Consider the following 24,077-nt stretch of genomic DNA (forward strand, 5'->3'; position numbering starts at 1 on the left):
TTTTTCAATATTTGCCTTTATTTTAATCTGAAAACAAATGGCAAAAACACCTTTACACACTTTTCACATTCCTGTAATGGGTCTTGCATATACAATAGACAGCCCTATTCGTGTGGCACAATATGGCATTTCGTCTGTTATTGCTCTCGCTGATGATGATTTAATTGAGAAGATGCGTAATTTTTACAGCACAAAATTCAATATACCGTATGAAGAAATCACACAGAAACTTCACGATTACCGCGCCGAAAGAATTACTTCTTACTTAAATTTAGTCGACAAAATCGTAAAAGAAAAATTCGAAAATTTCAAAACTGAATTAGCAGAAAGTAAAACGGCATTAGAGAATTTCATGTCAATGCTGCCAAATACTTCTGACATTAAAAAAGGTTTCCAGAATTTATTAGATGACGGAATTGCTTTTAAAGAAAATATTCAGAATTATATTGAAACACATCTTTTTCCAGGCGAAATAGATGTTAACATTATGACGAAGTTGGATAAAGATAATTTCGTAAAAAACGAACAGCTGCCAATTGAGTTTAATGATGCTCATGCTGCTTTAAGAGGTTTTGCGAATAGTAATCTTGCATCTTCTGTTGTACTTTCTGCCGGAATGAATCCGAGGCTTTTTGGTTACTTCGAAAACTTCAAAGATTTTTTTCCAAATGAAAATAATGAACTGAAAAAGAAAATTATCTTAAAAGTAAGCGATTTTAGATCGGCTATGATTCAGGGAAATTTCCTGGCTAAAAAAGGACTTTGGGTTTCAGAATACCGAATAGAATCAGGATTAAACTGCGGCGGTCACGCCTTTGCTACTGATGGACTCTTATTGGGTACTATTTTAGAAGAATTCAAGCAGAAAAAAGATCAATTGAAACAATCTGCCCACGACTTAATGATTAAAGCTTTACAGGCAAAAAATCAATATTTTCCAGAAAACCCTTTAGAATTAAAAATTACCGTTCAGGGCGGTGTGGGAACAGCAGAAGAACATGAATTTTTATTAGATGAATATCAAGTAGACTCTGTTGGCTGGGGATCACCATTTTTATTAGTTCCAGAAGCTACTTCTGTAGATCAGGAAACCCGAAATTTATTAATGAAAGCAAAAGAAGATGATTTTTACTTAAGTAATATTTCGCCTTTGGGAGTTCCGTTTAATACTTTGCGAGGCACAACAAATGAGTTCCTGAAACAAAAAAGGATTCATGAAAATAAAGCAGGAAGTTCATGCCCAAAGAAATTTTTAGCTTTAAGCAAAGAATATGATCCGCATGGAATTTGTACAGCATCCAAAAAATATCAGGATATTAAACTGGAAGAATTAGAAGCTAAAAAAGATACTTTATCTGTCGAAGAATTCGAAAAAAGCAAAATTAAAATTACTGAAAAATCTTGTTTGTGTGTTGGTCTTGCCAATGCTTCTTATCTGGAAAATGATATTAAAATAAAAGGACAGGCTCAGGGTGTTGTGATTTGCCCGGGACCAAATTTGGCATATTTTGATCAGGAAGTTTCTTTAAAAGAAATGATACAGCACATTTACCAGGGAAAATCGGTTGTGAGAACAGATCGTCCAAATCTATTTGTGAAGGAATTAAAAATGTATGTTGATTATTTCAGAAACGAAATTGAAACCATTTCAGGAGAAGTAACTGCTATGCAGATTAAAAAATGGAATTCTTTTAAAACGAATATTTTAGAAGGAATTGAATTTTATCAAAACCTTTTCTCATCTACTTTTTATTTTAAAGCAGATGAAACGAAAATTAAAAACCAATTTGATTTTTATAAAACAGAATTAAATGCCATTCAAATTCCAACACTGGAATTGGTATAAGCCAAACGGCCGATTTAGAAATCTAAATCGGCCGTTTTATTTTCTATAAAATTTTGATTCTATTCTTTTTTCTTGTTCTTGCTGTCAATAACAGCACCTGTTCCGGTTCCTAAAGCTGCTCCGGCTAATCCGCCAATTATGGCACCTTCACCTTTTTTCTTGCTAACGATTGCCCCGGTTGCGGCACCAACACCAGCACCAATTACAGCACCTTTAGCAGTGGCACTCCAGCCTTTCTTTTTGGTAGTTGTAGTTGTTGTGGCAGTATTTCCGTTTGCAGCCTGCTGATGCACAACAACAACTTTTTCTTTTTGAGATTCGACTCTTTGTTCCTCTTTTATCTTCGCCATTTCAGTCTTCATCGAATCGATAACACGCTGTTTGTTAATCTCAACTTTCATTGAATCAATACTGGCTTGTTTGGCTTTATTTAAATCTTCTTTGCTTTGATTTTGACAAGAAGTAATAAGTATTACCGCGAATAATATATATAAGCCTTTCATGATTGTAGTTTTTAGAATTATACACTACAAAATACGGAATATCTGCTATATTAATTATTACAGAATTTTTCAGAAAGTTTATAAAATTTGAAGATTTTATGTTTATCTCGTAAAATGCTTTTGATTTATCTGAATGATTTACTCTCGCAAAGATGCGAAGACACAAGTTTATTCTCATTTTTGTCATTTCGAGGAACGAGAAATCTTCGCGAGCAGCTCTACAAAGATTAAACACTCGCCTCGAAGTTTCTTGCGAAGATTTCTCGTTCCTCGAAATGACAAACCGTACGTTTACTATTATTCTTTTAGATAAACGCTTATTTCCCTAAAATTCCTTTTTTCAAGATCTGCCCAAAATCGTACATATCTTCATAAGAACAATACAAAGGAACTGGCGCCAGACGAATTACGTTTGGTTCGCGCCAGTCTGTAATGACTCCGTTTTTCATCAAATAATCAAATAAACTTCTTCCTTCGCCATGCAGGAAAACAGATAATTGCGATGCTCTTTCTTCTGGGTTTGAAGGCGTAATGATTTCGAAAGTGCTTTCTACTTCTTTATCAATTTCATGTAGAATAAATTCTAAGTAAGAAGTAATATGATCACGCTTTGCAATTAAAGCATCCATTCCAACTTCAGCAAACATTTCTACAGATGCTAAATAAGGCGCTAATGACAGAACTGGCAGATTGCTAATCTGCCACCCGCCTGCTCCATGAACAGGATCAAAGTTAGGTTCCATTTTAAAACGACGTTCTTTATTATGTCCCCACCAACCAGCAAAACGTGGTAAATCAGGATCGTTATGATGTCTTTCGTGAACGAAAACTCCCGAAGCATTTCCTGGTCCTGAATTCATATATTTATAACTGCACCATGCTGCAAAATCTACATTCCAGTCATGAAGTTCTAATTTGATATTTCCAGCTGCGTGTGCTAAATCCCATCCTACTTTTGCTCCGGCTTTTTGTCCGGCTGCGGTTATCGTTTTAATATCAAAAACCTGTCCTGTATAATAGTTTACGCCGCCAATTAAAACCAAAGCCAATTCGTCGCCAACTTCTTCAATTTTGGCTAAAACGTCTTCCAGACGAATATTATGTTCGCCTTCGCGGCGTTTGATTTCTACGATTGCATCTTCTGGTTTGTATCCATGAAAATGAACCTGACTTTGAAACATATATTGATCTGATGGGAATGCTTTTTCTTCACAGATAATTTTATAGCGTTTTCCTTTTGGCTGATAAAAGGAAACCATCAATAAATGAAGGTTCACAGTCAAAGTATTCATAACCGTAACTTCTGACGGAAGTGCACCTACAATTTTACTCAACGGTTCAGAAAATCTTTCCTGATAATCCCACCAAGGTTTTTCGGCATAAAAATGACCTTCAACAGCCAGTTCTGCCCAGTCATTCATTACTTCATCTATATAAGCTTTGGTACGTTTTGGCTGTAATCCTAATGAATTTCCTGTAAAGTAAATTACTCGTTTATCGTTAACCTTTGGAAATATAAATTGTTCTTGATAATGATTCAATGCATCTTGTGCATCAAGTTGTTTCGCAAATTCGCGTGTATTTTGAAAAGTCATTGTGTTTTTGTTTTGTCTGCTAAAATAACAAATTTTGTTTGTTTTGTTTCAGGTTTAAGGTTTCAAGTTGAAATGCTTTGTGTTTTTTAACCGCAAAGTCCGCAAGGATTTTTATAATGGTTAACGTTTACAAACGCTAAGTTCGCAAAGCTTTACGTTCTTTTATATTTAAAAAAACACAAACTAAATAAAAAATCCTTGCGGACTTTGCGGTGAAACTTGAAACCTGAAACTTGAAACAAAACTATTAAAAACAAAAAACCCGACAGGTTCTAAAACTTGTCGGGTCTTTTTTATAATATAAAACTCTAATTAAAGAATTAACATCGCGTCTCCGTAAGAATAGAATTTGTATCCTTCTTTGATCGCTTCTTCGTATGCTTTTTTCATTAAATCGTGACCACAGAAAGCAGAAATCATCATTAATAATGTTGATTTTGGTGTGTGGAAATTTGTAATCATACAGTTTGCAATACTGAAATCGTGAGGAGGGAAAATAAATTTATTTGTCCAACCTTCGTAAGGATTTAATGTATTAGCAGAAGAAACAGAACTTTCAATTGCACGCATAGAAGTTGTTCCTACTGCACAAATACGTTTTTTCTTTGCTTTTCCTTCGTTTACAATATCACAAGCTTCCTGAGTAATGATTAATTCCTCAGAATCCATTTTGTGTTTAGACAAATCTTCAACCTCAACTGGGTTAAAAGTTCCTAAACCTACGTGTAAAGTTACCTCAGCAAAGTTCACTCCTTTGATTTCTAATTTTTTCAAAAGGTGTTTCGAAAAGTGTAAACCCGCAGTTGGCGCAGCTACAGCTCCTTCTTCTTTTGCATAGATAGTCTGATATCTTTCAGCATCTTCCGGAGTTACATCTCTGTTGATGTATTTAGGAATTGGAGTTTCTCCAAGTTCTGTTAATTTGTTTCTGAATTCTTCATAAGATCCATCGTATAGGAAACGTAAAGTTCTTCCACGAGAAGTCGTATTATCAATTACCTCAGCAACTAATGAATCGTCGTCACCAAAATAAAGTTTATTACCAATACGGATTTTTCTAGCAGGATCTACTAAAACATCCCATAAACGCTGCTCAGAATTTAATTCTCTTAATAAGAAAACTTCAATTCTCGCTCCTGTTTTTTCTTTGTTTCCGTACAAACGCGCAGGGAAAACTTTTGTATTGTTAAGAATTAAAACGTCTCCGTCATCAAAATAGTTGATAACGTCTTTAAACATTTTATGTTCGATAGTGTTTTTTTGACGGTCAATTACCATTAAACGAGATTCATCTCTATTTTCTGCCGGAAATTCAGCTAAAAGTTCTTTCGGTAAATTGAAATTGAAGTGTGATAATTTCATATTTGGATTGTTGATTTTAGAATGTAGATTTTAGATTTATTTACCTAAAATTTTAAATCGGTTGCAAATATACGATTGTGAGATAGGCGTTGTCAAGTGTTTTGGCTTTTATTTTCAAAAGTCCTTGATTTTGTGAGGTTTCGGGATGAGTTAAAATTGTTTTTTTTCTTAGATAAACCTATCCATCCTATTATTGTCATTTCGACGAAGGAGAAATCTTCGCAAGTAGCTCCGCCATCAAAATCCAATCTTTGCAGAGTTTCTTGTGGAGATTTCTCCTTCGTCGAAATGACAAACTTTGCGATTATATTTAAATTCGACATAAAAAAACCTCCGGTAAAAACCAGAGGCTATGCTTTATTGAGCTTTTATTTTAAAATGAACTTATATCACTTATATCGTTCAAAAACTACAATTCTGAGATTTGGAAATTTAAAGCTTTCAAATCGTTCCAGAAATCTGGATATGATTTTGAAACTACTCCCGCATCTTCAATAATAATAGGCACTTTAATTGCTAATGGAGCAAATGCCATTGCCATACGGTGATCGTTATACGTCCCAATTTTTACATCGTGATTTATAGTATCTGATTTTACTAAGGTTAAGCTGTCATTCGTTACAGAAATATTTGCTCCTAATTTCGTAAGCTCCGTTTTTAAAGCTTCCAGTCTGTCTGTTTCTTTAATTTTTAAAGTATGAAGACCTGTTAAGTGGCATCCTATTCCTAAACCTAAACAAGTCACAACAATTGTCTGTGCAATATCCGGAGTATTGTTTAATTCAAAATTTACATCCTGATAATTAAATCCGGCCACTTTTTCCAATGTCATTTTATTGCCTTGAAAAGTGGTTTTTACACCCATTTTTTCATACAGAGAAATTAACTCTGAATCTCCCTGAAGACTGTTTTCTTTATAACTGCTCAATGTGATTTTTGCAGCATCGGCTAAAGCCGTTAAACTAAAGAAATAAGAAGCCGAACTCCAATCAGATTCTACAACCATTTCTTTTGATTCAACAGATTCCTTTGGAAAAACTTTAATTACATTTCCTTCAAAACTTGTTTTTATATCTAAATCTTTTAGCAGAGCCAAAGTCATTTTGATGTACGGAATTGAAGTAATTTCACCTTCTAAAGTCAGCTCTAAACCATTTTCTAATTTTGAAGCCACTAATAAAAGTGCCGAAATATACTGACTGCTCACATTTGCCGCCAATGTTACTTTTGAAGCTGTTACTTTTTTTCCTTTGATTCTGATTGGCGGATAACCTTCTTCTTTTTCGTATGAGATTTCAACTCCCAATTGTCTTAAAGTATCAACCAAAATTTTGATTGGACGCTCCTGCATTCTGCTTGATCCTGTCATTACTACTTCTCTGCCTTCGTTTACAGCAAAGTAAGCGGTTAAGAAACGCATTGCAGTTCCGGCGTGGTGAATGTCTACAATTTCATCATTCCCAGTAAGTGCTTTCTGCATTACTTCGCTGTCATCTGAGTTTGAAGTGTTGGCTAAAGTAATATTTGGAAACAAAGCTTTTAAAAGTAATAAACGGTTGGTTTCACTTTTAGAACCTGTAATATTTAGCTGCGAATCATCAATGGTGAATGGTGAGTTCGTCGTTAATTTTAAATTCATTTTTTTTATTGTAAGTTGTGAATTTTGAATTATGAATGATTAGAAACCTAATTCAGCTCCGCAATTTACCACTCCCCATTCATAATTCAAAATTCAAAACTCATAATTCAAAACTTATGAGTGATATTTCACAATTATTTCAATTTATCGTTGTTTTTGTGACGATCTTTATCTCTAACCGATTTTAAGTCCATTTTTTTATCAAAAGCAGCCTGCAAATCGATTCCCGTTTGATTTGCCAGACAAAGAACTACAAAAACAACATCGGCTAGTTCTTCGCCTAAATCTTTGTTTTTATCACTTTCTTTTTCAGATTGTTCACCGTAACGACGTGCTATAATTCTGGCAACTTCGCCTACTTCTTCTGTAAGCTGCGCCATATTTGTTAACTCGTTAAAGTAACGAACTCCGTGTTCTTTTATCCAGGTATCAACGTCTAGTTGTGCATTTTTCAAATCCATGATTCTATTTTTGAACAAAAATAAGGCAAACTTAATCCTGCTATATTTTTTTTAATACAATTTTTTCAGTTTCTTTCGCAATCATGGCTTTGTAATACTCTTTCAGCATATCATATTTTTCTGCTGATACAATTGCCTGATTTATTTGATGTAAAATTGCTAACTGCAGGGTATTACCGTTTGAGGCAATATTGAATTTAAATGTTCCTAAATTATCTTCCATAGTAACGGCTGCAGGAGCTGGCAATGTTTCTACTGTAAAACCATCTGGTATTTGAATTGTAATATTGTATTTATCAGCAAATGGGTAGCTAAAATCTACCGGATATTCTCTAACCTCTTGTGTAAATGGGTTTTTATTTTCTGTAAAAAACAGCATTGGGCTTATATAAATTTTTTCGCCTATTAATTCACACAAGTTATTTCCTGAAAATGAATACGTTTCTATAATTGGCTGTAGAAAATCTTTTTCATTAGCCTTAGAATATTCATTAATTTCTATTTTATTATATTGATTTTCTAACTTTTCCAGATATTCTTCTTCTTTAAAACCTGAAATATTACCTCGGGTTACTAATGCATTATAATCTGTATACTGTCTTCTGGTTTTTCCTGTCACTTTTCCATCTGCAGCAATAGTATAATTCATAAAAATATTATCTGCAGAAACTTTTTGAGGCATTAAATTCACTTCTTCTGAACTTCCATCTTTACGTATCAATCTTCCGTTCCAATTTAATGTTCGTAACGGTAAAATATTAGGGGTTGAAAATCGATCTGTTCCATCAAGCAAAACATTTCCAGTTGAAGTTTCTACAGCGGCTACAACATAATTAAAAGCTGTTCTGTTAGGAAATAAGGGAATTCCGTTTGAACGCGTACTTAATAAAACAGGATTTGCTGTAAGCCCGGCATATCGTAGCATGGCAGTCAGCATTAAATTAATTTCTGCTACATTTCCTGTTCCTTCCTGATATGCTTTTCGAACTCCTTTATCACAGCTGTAACCGTAATATTCGTCCCATTTTACTTTTGATTTCACATAACTTAAAATAGCTGGTATTTTTTCTTCGGCAGTGTTTAATCCCGCTAATACGGTTTTTAAATCATTTTCAAAATAACCGGTTTTATTTAATTCAGGACCAAAATCGTCATAATCGTAAATCGTTTTAACTACAGAATTCCAATCTGCAGAATACATCTTTAAAGGCTGATTAAATGGTTTAACTATTGATAATTCGTGTTCTACACTAGCCGTATAGTTATCTATATTGTTAACATACAATTCATCTTTAAGCGCTGGAATATTTTCAGCAAGATAGCTCGTTTGTGTTTCCATGTAATCGACTTTATCTGCAGAAAATGTAGTTTTAGACACATGTCCAGGTCCTAAAGTCCTTTCTCTGTTTAGTGAAGTTATTGATTTAGAATTTTTAACCGTTGCCACTTTCGGAAAAACATATCCTTTTTGCATAGAATTAAAAGTATAATACTCAGGGATATAAGTTGTATATTCAGAATAGTCAACAGGAATACTAGATTGAAATTTCCAATCTCGCATCATTGATATATTAAGCGTTCTTACTGTATATTTAAATTCTAAAACAGAACCTTCCTTTACATTAGGCATTGAGATTTTTTTTCTTGACCTATACTTATTTACCTCTTCATTAAATTCACCGTCACTTTTTAATTTAGTTTTTTCAATCTTTCCGTTTACTAAATTATAAGTCACAACATCTGAAATGCTAACTGTTTCCCTTGACTCATTTTTTACGCTGTAATAAGTAACACTTTGATTCGCCCAATCATACCCTTCTTTTTTATATATTTTTATACGGGTTTCAACTTCCGTAAGTAAAAAGAATCCGTCGCTGTCATTGTATTCAATTCTCGATTTTCCTCTTTTATACAAAATTGCCGCTGCTGCGGATGAGTCTTTTGGGTGTACTTTTTGTTCCAATTCTGCAATTGAAACTTTTCCTAATTTAAATTCCTGAGCTTCTATTTTTGAAGCTGAAAATAACAGGAATAAAAAAATGAATAATCTGGTAATTTTCATGTTTTTGGATTTTGGTTATGGTTAGTTTTTGGTCAATATGATTTTTGAATTGTCATTTTTTGAAATCTGTTCTATAAAAAGTCGGTATTCATCATATTCTTTATTTGAATATTTCCCTTTGCTTAAAAACATGGAGCGTTTATAAGTAAGTTTGTTATTATCCTTTTTAATAATTTCTGTTTTGTATTCTCCGAATTTGCCTTTCAATTCAACATTTTGCGGCAGAAATTCAATAGAAAAACCCGCAGGAAGATTGATTTCAATTTCGTCTGTATCAAAATAACCGCGCTGAATTTGAAATGGAGTTTTACGGTTACGGATTCGTTTTACATTTTCGGAGTTTTGATTGAAAGCATCTACCGTAAAAATCATTTTGTTTCCTGAAATTAAACCGTAGTTAAGAGCCGTAAGCTGGACATCTTCTAAAAATTTGACATTTTCTTTATCATTCACAAAACTTATTTTTCCCAGTTTAATATTGTTTATATTACTCCAGTAGCTTTTATAATGTGCTTCTTTTTCTGTAGGAAGTATATTTTCGAGATTGGCTTTTGAACTGTATTGCGATCCTTGCGAAGCTATTGAAATTGTTCCGGAAAAATTTCCATTTTCATCAATAGTATAATTTCCTTTACCATTTTGGGTATTTTCCTTATCCTCATAAATTTTGGTTCGCACAATTTCTCCTCCTTCAGGTTTCACTACCAGAACATCTCTGTCATCAGTAAAAGTTCCCTGATAACCAAACGGATCGTCCTGGCTCGTGCATTCCAGCCAGATATAATTATTTTCATTTGGAACTGCAAGAATCATGTGATTACCCTGCATTGAAACAAAATCAGACTGAATATTAGATTTATAACGACCACCATATAAAATAGTATTATATGAAGGAACATCAACAACTTGCAAAAGTGCTTTTGTATAATTTGTCAATGCTTTACAGTCTCCATAACCTAAACGATCTACGTCTGACGCAAGCATTGGTTTCCAGCCTCCAATTCCTATTGCAATATTTACGTATCTGGATTTTTTTTGTACATAGTCGTAAATAATTCTAGCTTTTTTTATTGGGTCTTTTTCGTCACCAACCAGCGTTTTTATTCTTTCTTTGGTTTCTTCGGGTAAAACCGTTGTTCCGCTTAAAATTTTATCTCCATACCATTTACCAAATGCTTCCCAGGTTGTTGCCGTACCATCAACACCTTCCAGATGAAACTTCTCTAATCCCATCATTACTTTTGGGAAAAGATCTCCCGCTGAAGGACTATAATCTTCTAGTTTTCTGGCCTGAATGTTACTGGCTGTATAACTTAGTTTTGTATCTGTATCGATAGTTTTTTTTATATTGAAATCAGAAAACTGAAATTCTTTCTTTTTAAAACCTAAGTCGTTTGGAAAAGATATATTGAGAATACTTTTTTGTATGCTGACATTGTAATCTCCTAAAAAATACCATCGTGGTATAAAAGCTGTATTTGAACTTTCAATTTCACTATTATAAACAATTGTAAAGGGATAGGAAATAGGCGTATAATCTAAGTATAGTATACGGTTATCTGAAAAAAGCGTACTGCCGCTTACCGCGCTTTCGTCTTTAAAATCTTTTCGTTTTATTTTTTTGATTTCATTGCCAAGCAAATCATAAACAACAGCTTCTATATTTTTTAATGTAGTAGATTTGTCATAATGCTGATAAGCTTCAATGTGTTCAAGTCCATTTTGATTAAAAACTGTTACAACTCGATGCGTTTTAATATTCATGCTTCGCTGCGAAGAAATCGAAATATCCATTTGATCTAAACGCACAACAGCATTCGCATTATCTTTTAAACTATCAGATATAGAAAGTGCAGAATATTCGCCTTTTTGAGCATTTGAAACATAAGTAATTAAAGAGAAAAATAACGCAAAAAAAGGGCTTTTCATTAGTAAGTAATTTCGTCAAATATATATTATTTTTAGAAATCCTTAACATTTTTTTATTCCCTATTCTTGCTGTCCATAACAATTGTTACAGGACCATCGTTAAGAAGATTTACTTTCATATCGGCACCAAAAATTCCCGTTTGTATTTTCTTTCCAAACTCTTTTTCCAGAGATTTTACAAAGTTCTCATACATTGGAATTGCAAAATCTGGTTTGGCTGCTTTTATATAAGAAGGACGATTTCCTTTTTTTGTAGATGCATGAAGTGTAAATTGGCTGACTACAATAATATCGCCATCGACATCCTGAACTGAGCAGTTCATAACATCATTTTCGTCTCCAAAGATTCGCATTTTTATGATTTTACCAGTAAGCCAGTCTATATCTTCCTGAGTATCGGCATCTTCAATTCCGACTAAAACTAATAATCCTTTTTGAATATCTGCTGTTTTTTGACCCTCAACTGTTACTGATGCTTGGGAAACTCTTTGAATAATTACTCTCATTTATTTAAGTCTGAAAGTCGAAAGTCAAAAGTCAAAGGCCTCGCATGTTTGTAAAAAACTTTAAGACTTTCGACTTTTGACTTTTGACAAAATTTATTTTCTCGTTTCATCACTTGCTGCACGATCTTCTCCATAAATATCGGTACGGTAATGTTCTTCATCGCCTTCTAATATTTTAAGATAACTGTTGTAACGCGACCAAGCGATTTCATCTTTTTCTAAAGCTGCTTTTATGGCGCAATGAGGTTCTTCTTTATGAAGACAATTATTAAACTTGCATTGATCTTTTAATTTGAAGAATTCCGGAAAATAACCGCTGATTTCAGTTGGCTCCATATCTACAATTCCAAAACCTTTAATTCCCGGAGTATCAATAATTCGGGCATCAAAAGACAAATCATACATTTCGGCAAAAGTAGTTGTGTGCTGCCCTTGTTTGCTTTGCTCTGAAATAACTGAAGTTTTTAAATGAAGACTTGGTTCCATTGCGTTTACCAAAGTTGATTTTCCAACTCCCGAATGTCCAGAGAACATACTTACTTTACCAACCATCATTTCTTTCAGTTTGTCAACTCCTTTATTTTCTGTTGATGAAATTCGGAGGCATTTATATCCAATTTCGGTATAAATATGCTGTAAGTAAAGCTGATCGTCTAATGTTTGTTCGTTTAAAGTATCGATTTTATTAAAAATCAGAATCGCTTCAATTCCGTAAGCTTCGGCTGTAACCAGAAAACGGTCAATAAAACTGGTAGTAGTCGGCGGATTATCAATTGTAACCAGTAAAAAAACCTGATCGATGTTTGAAGCAATAATATGAATCTGCTTAGACAAGTTTACCGATTTACGAACGATATAGTTTTTTCGTTCATGAATCGTATGAATCGTACCGGTAACAGCATCTGAAGTTTCATCTAATTCATAATCGACAATATCGCCTACAGCAATAGGATTGGTACTTTTGATACCTTTAATTCTGAATTTCCCTTTCATACGGCATTCCACAAAATCTCCTTTTTCAGATTTTACGGTGTACCAGCTTCCTGTAGATTTGTATACGGTTCCTGTCATTCTTTAATTTTAGATTGCTGATTTCAGATTTTAAATTCAAAACCTAAATCTTCGCAAAGATAAATGAATAATTTTAAACATAGCCCACGATTGAAACCACGGGTTATATTATAAAAAACAAAAATCCCCGCTGCTTCTTTCAAAACAACAGGGATTTTAAAAAAACAATCTATTTTTAAAATCGTGATATAAGAAAACTCAAGGTCAAAATTTAGAATAAACTCAAATTAACTTATATCACTTATATAATTTAAAGAAAATTATGCGTTGAAAATTTTCTCTTGGTGACCAATACTTTCCTGGTGAATTGCTTTAAACATTCTTAAAACAAACTCTTCAGTAAGCCCTTTTTTCTCACCTTCTAAAATCATTTTTCCTAAGATTTCATTCCAACGATTGTTTTGAAGAATCGCAACGTTTGCATCTTTTTTCACCTGACCAATTTCGTCAGCCACTTTCATACGTTTTCCTAAAAGCTCTAATAAGTTAGTATCAAGTACGTCGATGTTAGCTCTTAGTTTAGTCATTTTTTGGCTGTACTCATCTGTAGTATCATCTGTTTTTCTGATAGTCAAATCTTTAATGATTTGTTTCAAAGCATCTGGAGTAACTTGCTGTGCAGCATCAGACCAAGCATTGTCTGGATCGATGTGAGTTTCGATAATCATACCATCGTAATTCAAATCTAAAGCCTCTTGAGTTACTTCGAAAATCATTTTACGATCTCCAGTAATGTGAGATGGATCGATGATTAATGGTAAATCAGGGAATTTATTTTGTAATTCGATAGCAATCTGCCATTCTGGAATGTTTCTGTATTTTGTTTTTTCGTAAGTAGAAAAACCTCTGTGAATAACTCCTAATTTCTCGATTCCAGCCATGTGTAAACGCTCAACACCACCTAACCATAAAGCTAAATCCGGGTTTACAGGGTTTTTAACCAAAACGATTTTATCAGTTCCTTTTAAAGTATCAGCAATTTCCTGAACTGCGAAAGGGTTTGCAGTTGTACGAGCACCAACCCATAATACGTCGATATCGTGCTCTAAAGCTAGTTTACAGTGCGCTGCAGTTGCAACTTCAGTACCCATTAACAAACCAGTTTCAGCTTTTGCTTTTTGTAACCATTTTAATCCAATTTCTCCAACACCTTCAAATCCTCCTGGACGAGTTCTTGGTTTCCAGATTCCAGCTCTGAATACACTAACTTTTGAATCTTTTAATTCATGAGCGATTTTTAAAACCTGATCCTCTGTTTCTGCACTACAAGGTCCAGCAATCACAAGTGGGTGATTTAAATTGAAATCTTCTAACCACTTTCTCATTTCTTTCTTATTTTCCATTTTATTATAGTTTTTACTTTTTAATTAATCCGTTTAATATTTCTTTTATTTTATTTGTGCTTTCCATTTCTTCAAAAATGGCGTTGTAATCTTCTTCTTTCAACAAATCCCTAAACCGACTGAGATTTGAAATATAAGCTTCTAAAGTTTCTAAAACGTGTTCTTTATTCTGCTTAAAAATTGGCGTCCACATGGCTGGTGAACTTTTTGCCAAACGAACGGTGCTTTCAAATCCACTTCCTGCCATATCAAAAATATCCTGTTCGTCTTTTTCTTTATTCATTACCGTTTTCCCAAGCATAAACGAACTAATGTGCGATAGATGCGAAACATAAGCAATGTGTTTGTCGTGCGAAACCGGGTCCATATATCGAATCCTCATTCCTATTTCGCTGAAAAGCTTTAATGCCTTTTCCTGCAATTTAAAAGTGGTTTTTTCCACTTCACAGATAATGTTTGTTTTTCCTTTAAACAAACCTCTTATTGCCGCCGAAGGTCCTGAAAACTCCGTTCCCGCTATCGGATGCGTGGCAATAAAATTTCTTCTTTTCGGATGACTTGCTACTGCTTCACAAATTGGTTTTTTAGTCGATCCTACTTCAAAAACAATGGTTTTATCACCAACTAAATCCAAAACTTTTGGCAGAACCGTTAAGGCAACATCCACAGGAACCGAAACAATTACAAAATCAGCTTCAGCCAAATCTTCAAAACTTCCTGCCTGATCGACAACACCTAAATCAATGGCTTCCTGCAAATGCTTTTCGTTATTATCGATTCCCAAAATTGTCGAATCAGGATGTTGGTCTTTGATGTCCAGCACCATCGAACCGCCTATTAATCCTATTCCTATTACGTATACTTTCATACTATTTCTTTAATTTTCAAATCTTGGTTTTTTATTGTCACCCTGAGCAAAGTCGAAGGGCTTTCCAATTGGAACGCGGGCTTCGACTTCGCTCAGCCTGACAATCTAAAATCTAAAATCTGATATCTACAATTCCTAAAATCGGTCTATCGCTTCTTGTACTTTTTCTTCTTTTACACACAATGAGAATCTGATATAACCTTCGCCGTTACTTCCAAAAATGGTTCCCGGTGTAATGAAAATATGCTTCTCATATAATATTTCGTCAATGAACTTTTCTGCTGATTCGATTCCTTCTGGCAATTTTGCCCAAACAAAAAGTCCAACTCCTTCTTTAGACACTTTGCAGTTTAATTTTTCTGCCAGTTTTTCTGTTAATTCTCTACGGCGTCTGTAAATTTTGTTTTGGTCTTCGAACCAAGATTTATCACATTTTAAAGCCGCAATTGCACCTTTTTGAATTCCGTAATACATCCCGCTGTCCATGTTGCTTTTTACTTTTAGGACTGCATCGATAATTTCAGGATTTCCTAAAACCATTCCGACTCTCCAGCCCGCCATATTGAATGTTTTACTTAAAGAGTTTAATTCTAAAGCCACATCTTTTGCTCCTTCAACTTGCAATAAACTCATCGGATTATCATTCAAAACAAAACTATACGGATTATCATTAATCAATAATATGTTGTGTTTTTTAGCAAAAGCAACCAATTTTTCAAATAACGCTAAACTTCCTCTAGCTCCTGTCGGCATGTGCGGATAACCCAGCCACATAATTTTTACTTTCGAAAGATCCAATTTTTCTAAAGCTTCAAAATCTGGTTCCCATCCGTTTTCTTCTTTTAAATCATAATAAACCGGAACTGCCTGAACCAAATTGGTTACCGAAGTATAAGTTGGATAACCTGGATTCGGAATTAAAACGTGATCGCCTTCATTTAAAAATGCTAACGAAATGTGCATAATTCCTTCTTTCGAACCCATAAGAGGTAAAATCTCATTATTCGGATTCACTTCAACACCAAACTGATCACGATAAAAATCTGCCATCGCCTGTCTCATTTCTGGTAATCCCTGATAGCTTTGATAACCATGCCCGTTTTCGTCTTGAATTGCTGCAGCGACTGCTTCAATTACTGCTTTTGACGGACTCAAATCAGGGCTTCCAATTCCCATATTGATGATCGATTTTCCTTCAGACATCAGCTGTCTCACTTCTCTCAGTTTTGATGAGAAGTAGTATTCTTCAACTGTGTCTAATCGTTTTGCTGTTGTAATCATTTTTTATTGCTTTATATTTTGCTTTAGGCTTTAGGCCGTAGCTTTATGCTTTTTCTATTTTTGACTTTCGACTTTCCAACTTTAAGACTTAAGGTCTGGTATTTTTATATTCTCCCAATACTTTAAAATATTCTGCCATTATATTTAATAATGCTTTGGCTTTTGCAAAATCTTCGTATTTCTCAAATGTTACATCTACGAAGAATGAATATTTCCAAGGTGTTTCAATTTTTGGAAGCGACTGGATTTTTGTCAAATTCAGTTTGCAGTCGCTCATTACATTTAAAACCGCTGCTAAGCTTCCTCTTTTGTGATCCAATTCAAATTTGATTGACGCTCTGTTGATTTCGCTTTCCGGCAAAAATGAATTTTGCTTTTTAATGATTACGAAACGAGTCATATTGTTTTTGATCGTTTGAATCGATGACGCTATAATATCAAGATCGTACATTTCAGAAGCTGTTACACTTGCAATTGCTGCAATTCCGGTTAACTGCTTTTCCTGAATTCTTCTTGCCGTTTCGGCTGTATCTTTATCCTCAATCAATTTGATATTTGGATATTGTTTCAGGAAATCCATACACTGCAAAAGTGCCATTGGGTGCGAATGAACTTCTTTTATATCTTCAATTTTCTGACCTTTTAAAGCCATTAAATTCTGCTGAATGTTTAAATAATGCTCTCCAATTATGTGCAGATTGTTCTTGTCAATCAATGCATAATTCGGGATAATCGGCCCTGCAATTGAATTTTCGATCGCCATAACAGCCTGATCAGATTTTCCGGCAATAAGGCTGTCGATCAATTCTTCAAAAGACAAACACTCATCAATATCCACATTTTCAGAGAAATACTCTTTTACAACCTGATGATGAAATGATCCTTTAATACCTTGTATTGCAATTTTCGTTGTCATATAGTCAAAAAAAAATCCTGATTTGCATCAGGATTGTATATTAGTTTTATTTGTCTTAAAATTTTTCTCAAATAACCATAGCACAATCCTGACTTCTACTAAAGAAGAAATAAAAATTGTTGCTAAAATAAAAACGGTTAGTTGCCATTTTGTTTGTGTTATTTTTTAAATTCTCTGCGAATGTATAAATTATTTTTAGTGCACCAAAAAAAAGATTGCATTTTATGAAACAAAAAAGGATTTCTTAACAAATTTAGCAGGTTTTGTATGATAATATAAAAAAATCAGCTTAAAATGAGATATATACAATAGCTTTTTAGAAGGCTCTGAGGTACTGAGATGCTAAGTCGCTAAGTTTTTTTCGCCCCGAATTACACAAATTCACACAAATTATTCCGGTTATTTAATTCAATAATCAATATTAACCTCCCGTTTTTGTCATTTCTCGTTTCTCGAAATGACAAGATTACGGTTATCCAAACAATCCCGAAACTGGTTTATTTGCAATTCCAATTTTAGAATAATCGAAGTTCATTTTTTCTTTTAATAAAGAAGCGTACACACTTCTAAAATCAATTTCATATTTTAAATCGCCGTTATCTAAGTCTGCCAGATTTGGATTTTTTCCTAAAATTGTTCCTTTGTTGTTTCCTCCTATTATAAACATTGGCGCGGCAGTTCCGTGATCTGTTCCGTTGCCGTTGTCTTTTACTCGTCGCCCGAATTCGGAGAAGACTACAACTGTTACATTTTGTAATAATTGTGACTGTTTTAAATCAGAATAAAAACTATACAATGAATCATTTAAATCAGTCAATTTTCGTTCATGAATCGCAAGCTGATTATCATGTGTATCAAATCCGTTGAGCGATGTGTAATACACTTTCGAGTTTAGGTTTCCTTTTATCAATCGGGCAATCCATTCCAGGTTTTTGGATAATTCAGTTTTTGGATAACTGATTTCCGTTTTTGATTTTGCTAAAGCTTTCTGAATTTCATCTGAACCTTCGGTAACTGAATTGGCGATTTTTCGAACAAAATCCAAATGCGGATTTTGAGACAAAGTCACATTTTCTTCTTTTGATTTTACTTTAAAACGATCCGGATCTTTTATGGTTATAAAATTAGGCTCTACTCCTTTTAAAGCTAAATTATCAATCGAATCTAAATTGATTCCGGCTGTCGCTTGATGTCCATTGCATTGCAAATCCAGAAATCTCCCGAGCCAGCCTTCATTCATATATTTATTAGAATCGGTTGCCGTCTGCCAGATTTCCTGACTTCTAAAATGCGAACGAATTGGTTCTGGATAACCTACGTTTTGAATCACGGTTAAATCTCCGTTTTGCTGCATTTGGGCAAAATCTTTTAACGAAGGATGAAATGCCATTCCTTTATTCTTACCAACAACCAAATCTTTATTTAAAGCAATCTTGGTTCGTAAATCGTAATACAATGGATCATCGTACGGAATAAAAGTATTTAAACCATCGTTTCCGCCATTCAACTGTATAAAAACGACACATTGTTCCCCAACAACTAAATTATTTTGAGAACCAAAAGCATGCAAAAAATCAGGAAGCACAAGTAATCCGCCTGTAAAAGTTCCTGTCAGTGTTAGAAAATTTCTTCTGTTCATGATTACTGCTTTTTAGATTAATTGATATTCGGGAAGTTTAGTGATGTAATTAAAAAGTCTGACGACAGCAAAATCGGCGTGTGGATCTTTGGGATCAAAATCGTATTTCAAAAGATTTTCCATGTCTTTCTGAGCCGAATCACTGACGACAAATAATAACCGGTCTGATAATTCAGAAATAATGGTTTTGTTATTTCCTTCTGAATCAAAATTGACTTTTACAGCAGTTTTTTCATATTCTGATTTTTCTTTTTCAACTCCGTTCATCATCGTTTTCAAAACCTTTCGATTCAGACTTTTTCCACTGCATAATAAATCGGCTGTATTATTTCTTTGGAGATAAATCTGCGAAGTGAGCCATGAATTTCCGCCATCCCAGCCTTTTACATTTACCTGATTGTACAAATCCATTCCCTGCTGTTTTATAAACGCCATAATTGCAGCGTCGTTAACATTCTCCAACTGCAATTCATCACATAGCTGTAAAATATAAACCAGTGGATTTTTGATTTTATTCCCTGAATTCTCTTTTTTAAATTCTTCGGTAAAAATTTTAGTTAATAAAGGTTCAATTTCAAACTTTTGCTTTCGGAAATAATCTCCGTAATAAACCACCAAATCTTCGGGCGGATTATCATAAATAAACCATTTCAAAATTTTTCGGGTAATGAGATACGGAATGTTCTTTTGTTCGAAAATAATATCGACCAAGTCATCTGCTTTCCAGTTTCCGGTTTTCCCGAAGTAAATTTTATCGCTGTTGTCTTCAATATTTTTTCTATAAACGGCACCTTCATCACCAACATTTAAACCTGCCAAAGCTTTTGCACCGTTTTTTATATCATCTTCTGTATAATTTCCAATTCCAATTGTGAATAATTCGAGTAATTCACGGCTTAGGTTTTCGTTTACTTTTCCTTTTTTATTATCGCCATTATCGAGATATCGAACCATTGCATTCGATTTTAGAATCTGCTTGGTTAATTCTTTAAAATTGCCAAAAGCATTTTCGCGCAAAATCATATTGTGCTGATAAATCCAGTAATTGATTTTTACTTTTTGAGAAGTGGAAACAAAATGATTGTGCCAAAAACAAACCATGTTTTCGCGAAGCGGCAATTCATCCGTGCGCATTTTGGCAATCCACCATTTTTTGAATTCGGCAGTTGCTTGATTTTCTTTTTTCTGAATTTCCTTTTTGACTTCGGGTTCTGAAGTTTTGATTATTTCCCGAACTTGTTTCAACTCTAAAGTGGTTTTAGGCTGATCTTGCAGAAAGTCTGGAAGTGTTGTATCAAATTTTGAATTATAAGATTGCTTTAGAAATTTTTCTAAGCCGAGTTTTTCAATTTTTGAAGTTTGTTTTCCTGAAAAACCTAATCGTAAGGACCAAAGACTGCTTTTTTTCATCGTTCAGAAATTATTACAATAAGACTCGACTTTCTTTTAAAGGTTTAATTTTAAAAGATTCTGAGATACTTAGTTACTAAGTGATGAGTTTTGAAAAGTCTTTGGCAATAATTAGAACGCAGGTTTTTTGGGGATATTATAATGAAACCTAACAATGAAATTTATTTGCTTTTAAAACATGGATAAAATGTCTTAATTTATTATTCTAAAACCTTCTAAGGCCTTTTTTTCCTCCCTAATAAATTTAAATTTACACCAAAATGAATATTACAAAACTTTGGAAAATGAATATTTATAAAATTGGTTCTGATTATGAAAATTATAGGTTTTTACTACCACATAATGACGACGGATTAGTAAGTACTGATGGCACATCCTTAATTAAGGAATGGAAACCTTGCGATTATACTTTGTTTAAAGACCCGAGAAAGAAAACTGACAAACGAAAAACTGATTTCAAAGCTAGTTGCTACTACCCAGGAGTATTAATTATTGAAAAAAGCTGTAAAGACATTTTCACAAAGCTCTCTGAAAACAGTATTGAATATTTAGAAATTAATACTCCTGAGCTTATTAATTTCTTTTATGTTGCTAATATAATTAAATCAGTTAATACTATTGAATATGAAGGACTCTCACAAGAAAACCTTATTAATTCATTCAAAAATGGCACTATAAGATTTAAACTAGAAAACATTGGTAATAAAGATTTTTTTCGAGACAAAAAATTTAGCTCATTTTATTTTTGTACACAGAAATTTATTAACACAATAAATGAAGCCAATATAACTGGTTTGAGATTTACAATTGCAGGTATAGCTCTTTAAACATTAGAGCTACTAAGACATTAAGTTTTGAAAAAGTCTTCGGCACTAATTACAACTGGAAATTTAGAGATATTAAACAATCATGATCCATATACCGCCTGGTTTCAACCATGGGAAACGGATTGGGGAAATACTTTGTGTTCCCGTGGTTGAAACCACGGGCTATGTTTGAACAAAAAGCTATAACAAAAAAGCAGTCATCATTACGACAACTGCTTTTCATATATCAATTAAAAAATCTAAAATCTCAGATCTAAATTCTAAAATCATTAAGACCCACACATTTCACAATCCTCAGGATCTGCTGCTTGTGCTTTTAAAAGCATCGCTTTATAATCCTCAACGCTTATTGCTTCAGTTTCCTGAACTAAAGATGGTGCTGTTTCTTCTTTTTTATCGTTATTTAATGTGAATTTAATCGCATCTACAGCCGCTTTTGTTCTTAGGTAATACATTCCTGTTTTTAACCCTGACTGCCAAGCATAGAAGTGCATTGACGTTAGTTTAGAATAGTTTGCATCCTGCATGAACAAGTTTAGCGATTGAGACTGGTCAATAAAGTATCCTCTTTGACGAGACATATCGATAATATCTTTCATCGACATTTCCCAAACTGTTTTATAAAGATCTTTTAAGTCTTGTGGAATCTTATCAATGTTTTGAACAGATCCGTTATGACGCATAATTTCTTGTTTCAAATCTTCGTTCCATAAACCAAGTTTTACTAAGTCTTCTAGTAAGTGCTTGTTTACTACGATAAATTCTCCAGACAATACACGACGTGTGTAAATGTTTGATGTATAGGGTTCAAAAGCTTCGTTGTTGCCAAGAATTTGAGAAGTCGATGCAGTTGGCATTGGCGCAACTAACAATGAGTTACGAACTCCATGCTCTACAACTTCTTTTCTTAATGAAGCCCAGTCCCAACGGCCTGATAATTCTTCATCTTTCATTCCCCACATATTGTATTGGAATTCTCCTTGTGACATTGGCGAACCTTCAAAAGTTGAATATGGTCCTTCTTCTTTTGCCATTTCCATAGAAGCGGTTACAGCAGCGAAGTATAAAGTTTCGAAAATCTCCTGGTTTAATTTTTTAGCTTCATCGCTTGTAAACGGCATACGCAGCATAATGAAAGCATCTGCTAAACCTTGCACACCTAAACCAACCGGACGGTGACGCATGTTAGAATTTTCAGCTTCTTTTACTGGGTAGTAGTTTCTGTCGATTACTTTGTTCAAGTTACGAGTTACACGTTTTGTAACATTGTAAAGTGCCTGGTGATCGAATTCTCCGTTATCAATAAACATTGGTAATGAAATAGAAGCCAAGTTACAAACTGCGATTTCATCTTTAGATGTAAACTCCATAATCTCTGTACACAAGTTAGAAGAACGGATTGTTCCTAAATTCTTGTGGTTCGATTTACGGTTTGCTGCATCTTTGTACAACATATATGGTGTTCCTGTCTCGATTTGAGATTCAAGGATTTTTTCCCATAACTCACGAGCGCGGATTGTTTTTCTTCCTTTTCCTCTAAATTCATAATCCGTATACAATGCTTCAAATTCATCTCCGTAAACATCATATAATCCCGGACATTCGTTAGGACACATTAAAGTCCAAGTTGAATCTTCCTGAACACGTTTCATGAATAAATCTGAAGTCCACATTGCGAAGAATAAATCTCTCGCACGCATTTCTTCTTTTCCTGTATTTTTCTTTAAATCTAAGAAATCGAAAATATCAGCATGCCAGGTTTCGATATAAATCGCAAAACTTCCTTTACGTTTTCCACCACCTTGATCTACGTAACGAGCTGTATCGTTGAACACTCTTAACATTGGAACAATCCCATTTGAAGTTCCGTTTGTACCGCGAATGTAAGATCCTGTCGCACGCACGTTATGAATAGAAAGCCCAATTCCTCCCGCTGACTGCGAGATTTTTGCTGTTTGTTTTAATGTATCGTAAATTCCGTCAATACTATCATCCTGCATAGCCAAAAGGAAACAAGAAGACATTTGAGGTTTTGGCGTTCCTGCATTGAACAACGTTGGCGTTGCATGCGTAAAGAACTTTTTAGACATTAAATCGTAAGTTTCAATAACCGATTTTAAATCGTCTAAGTGAATACCAACAGAAACACGCATTAACATGTGCTGCGGACGTTCTACGATTTTTCCGTTTATTTTAAGAAGATAAGAACGCTCTAAAGTTTTGAAACCAAAGTAATCGTAATTAAAATCTCTTGTGTAAATAATGTGAGAATCTAAAAAGGCAGCATTTTCCTGAATAACTTTGTAAACATCATCAGCAATTAACGGTGCATCCTGACCGTTTCTTGGGTTTACATAGTTATACATATCTTTCATCGTTTCTGAGAAAGATTTTTTTGTATTAGAGTGTAAATTTGAAATTGCCACACGCGCCGCTAATTGTGCATAATCCGGATGGGCAATTGTCATAGATGCTGCAGTTTCTGCCGCAAGATTATCCAATTCAGAAGTCGAAACTCCATCATACAATCCTTCGATAACTCTCATCGCTACCTTTACCGGATCTACAAGCTCGTTCAAGCCGTAGCACAATTTTTTGATTCTTTCTGTAATCTTATCAAACATTACGGGCTCTCTGTGGCCATCTCTTTTTACTACATACATAAGCTTACCTTTTATAGTTATTGAAAAAATGAAAGTAACTAGAAAACGAATCCTAGCACCTAAACATTGCGTGTTTTTAAATTAATTTTAGAGAATTACCAAATTCTCAATAGTTAGCTGTTTCAAATTCGAAAATCGAATTTAAATACGTCAAAA

18 protein-coding genes are annotated in these 24,077 nt (G+C 33.9%); 2 read left to right on the forward strand and 16 right to left on the reverse strand.

The window, feature by feature from the left end:
• Positions 1 to 37: 37 nt before the first annotated feature.
• Positions 38 to 1,846: a hypothetical protein gene (locus FJOH_RS02665; protein WP_012022595.1), complete on the forward strand. Its 1,809-nt coding sequence runs from the start codon at positions 38 to 40 to the stop codon at positions 1,844 to 1,846.
• A gap of 59 nt (positions 1,847 to 1,905) precedes the next feature.
• On the opposite strand, the gene FJOH_RS02670 is transcribed toward FJOH_RS02665, so the two are convergent.
• The 15 genes from FJOH_RS02670 to FJOH_RS02745 form a co-directional block, all read right to left on the reverse strand.
• Positions 1,906 to 2,349 (reverse strand): YMGG-like glycine zipper-containing protein, encoded by a 444-nt coding sequence (locus tag FJOH_RS02670; RefSeq protein WP_012022596.1) that lies wholly within the window; start codon positions 2,347 to 2,349, stop codon positions 1,906 to 1,908.
• Between the two features lie 317 nt (positions 2,350 to 2,666).
• The gene (gene kynU / locus FJOH_RS02675) at positions 2,667 to 3,944 is read right to left on the reverse strand and encodes a kynureninase (RefSeq protein ID WP_012022597.1); all 1,278 of its coding nucleotides are present in this window, start codon (positions 3,942 to 3,944) and stop codon (positions 2,667 to 2,669) included.
• A gap of 312 nt (positions 3,945 to 4,256) precedes the next feature.
• The gene (gene queA / locus FJOH_RS02680; RefSeq protein WP_012022598.1) at positions 4,257 to 5,306 is read right to left on the reverse strand and encodes a tRNA preQ1(34) S-adenosylmethionine ribosyltransferase-isomerase QueA; all 1,050 of its coding nucleotides are present in this window, start codon (positions 5,304 to 5,306) and stop codon (positions 4,257 to 4,259) included.
• Between the two features lie 409 nt (positions 5,307 to 5,715).
• Positions 5,716 to 6,945 (reverse strand): 3-phosphoshikimate 1-carboxyvinyltransferase, encoded by a 1,230-nt coding sequence (gene aroA, locus FJOH_RS02690; RefSeq protein ID WP_012022599.1) that lies wholly within the window; start codon positions 6,943 to 6,945, stop codon positions 5,716 to 5,718.
• Positions 6,946 to 7,079: 134 nt separating this feature from the next.
• Positions 7,080 to 7,406, reverse strand: coding sequence for a nucleotide pyrophosphohydrolase (locus FJOH_RS02695; RefSeq protein WP_012022600.1), 327 nt, complete (start codon positions 7,404 to 7,406; stop codon positions 7,080 to 7,082).
• Between the two features lie 40 nt (positions 7,407 to 7,446).
• On the reverse strand, positions 7,447 to 9,468 hold the full coding sequence (locus FJOH_RS02700; RefSeq protein ID WP_012022601.1) for a DUF3857 domain-containing protein: 2,022 nt from the start codon (positions 9,466 to 9,468) through the stop codon (positions 7,447 to 7,449).
• A 21-nt stretch (positions 9,469 to 9,489) separates the two neighbouring features.
• Positions 9,490 to 11,397 carry a DUF3857 domain-containing protein gene (locus FJOH_RS02705; protein WP_012022602.1) on the reverse strand — a complete coding sequence of 636 codons (1,908 nt, stop codon included), beginning with the start codon at positions 11,395 to 11,397 and terminating at the stop codon, positions 9,490 to 9,492.
• A gap of 53 nt (positions 11,398 to 11,450) precedes the next feature.
• Positions 11,451 to 11,903 (reverse strand): D-aminoacyl-tRNA deacylase, encoded by a 453-nt coding sequence (gene dtd, locus FJOH_RS02710; protein WP_012022603.1) that lies wholly within the window; start codon positions 11,901 to 11,903, stop codon positions 11,451 to 11,453.
• Positions 11,904 to 11,996: 93 nt separating this feature from the next.
• On the reverse strand, positions 11,997 to 12,974 hold the full coding sequence (rsgA, locus tag FJOH_RS02715; RefSeq protein WP_012022604.1) for a ribosome small subunit-dependent GTPase A: 978 nt from the start codon (positions 12,972 to 12,974) through the stop codon (positions 11,997 to 11,999).
• A gap of 260 nt (positions 12,975 to 13,234) precedes the next feature.
• Complete coding sequence (locus tag FJOH_RS02720; protein ID WP_012022605.1) at positions 13,235 to 14,317, reverse strand: bifunctional 3-deoxy-7-phosphoheptulonate synthase/chorismate mutase type II; 1,083 nt, start codon at positions 14,315 to 14,317, stop codon at positions 13,235 to 13,237.
• Positions 14,318 to 14,330: 13 nt separating this feature from the next.
• Positions 14,331 to 15,185, reverse strand: coding sequence for a prephenate dehydrogenase (locus tag FJOH_RS02725; RefSeq protein WP_012022606.1), 855 nt, complete (start codon positions 15,183 to 15,185; stop codon positions 14,331 to 14,333).
• A gap of 135 nt (positions 15,186 to 15,320) precedes the next feature.
• A complete protein-coding gene (locus FJOH_RS02730) occupies positions 15,321 to 16,466 on the reverse strand; it encodes a pyridoxal phosphate-dependent aminotransferase (protein ID WP_012022607.1) in 1,146 nt (381 codons plus the stop codon).
• Between the two features lie 88 nt (positions 16,467 to 16,554).
• Positions 16,555 to 17,382, reverse strand: coding sequence for a prephenate dehydratase (locus FJOH_RS02735; protein ID WP_012022608.1), 828 nt, complete (start codon positions 17,380 to 17,382; stop codon positions 16,555 to 16,557).
• Positions 17,383 to 17,854: 472 nt separating this feature from the next.
• Positions 17,855 to 19,021, reverse strand: coding sequence for a DUF1501 domain-containing protein (locus FJOH_RS02740; RefSeq protein WP_012022609.1), 1,167 nt, complete (start codon positions 19,019 to 19,021; stop codon positions 17,855 to 17,857).
• A gap of 12 nt (positions 19,022 to 19,033) precedes the next feature.
• Positions 19,034 to 20,431, reverse strand: a complete 1,398-nt coding sequence (locus FJOH_RS02745; protein WP_012022610.1) for a DUF1800 domain-containing protein — start codon at positions 20,429 to 20,431, stop codon at positions 19,034 to 19,036.
• Positions 20,432 to 20,691: 260 nt separating this feature from the next.
• Between FJOH_RS02745 and FJOH_RS02750 the strand changes: the two genes are divergently transcribed.
• Positions 20,692 to 21,258: an imm11 family protein gene (locus tag FJOH_RS02750; protein WP_012022611.1), complete on the forward strand. Its 567-nt coding sequence runs from the start codon at positions 20,692 to 20,694 to the stop codon at positions 21,256 to 21,258.
• Positions 21,259 to 21,527: 269 nt separating this feature from the next.
• Here FJOH_RS02750 and FJOH_RS02755 read toward each other — a convergent pair whose 3' ends face one another.
• Positions 21,528 to 23,921: a ribonucleoside-diphosphate reductase subunit alpha gene (locus FJOH_RS02755; protein ID WP_012022612.1), complete on the reverse strand. Its 2,394-nt coding sequence runs from the start codon at positions 23,919 to 23,921 to the stop codon at positions 21,528 to 21,530.
• Positions 23,922 to 24,077 lie beyond the last annotated feature (156 nt).

It is taken from the genome of Flavobacterium johnsoniae UW101 (genome assembly GCF_000016645.1).
Classification (GTDB): domain Bacteria; phylum Bacteroidota; class Bacteroidia; order Flavobacteriales; family Flavobacteriaceae; genus Flavobacterium; species Flavobacterium johnsoniae.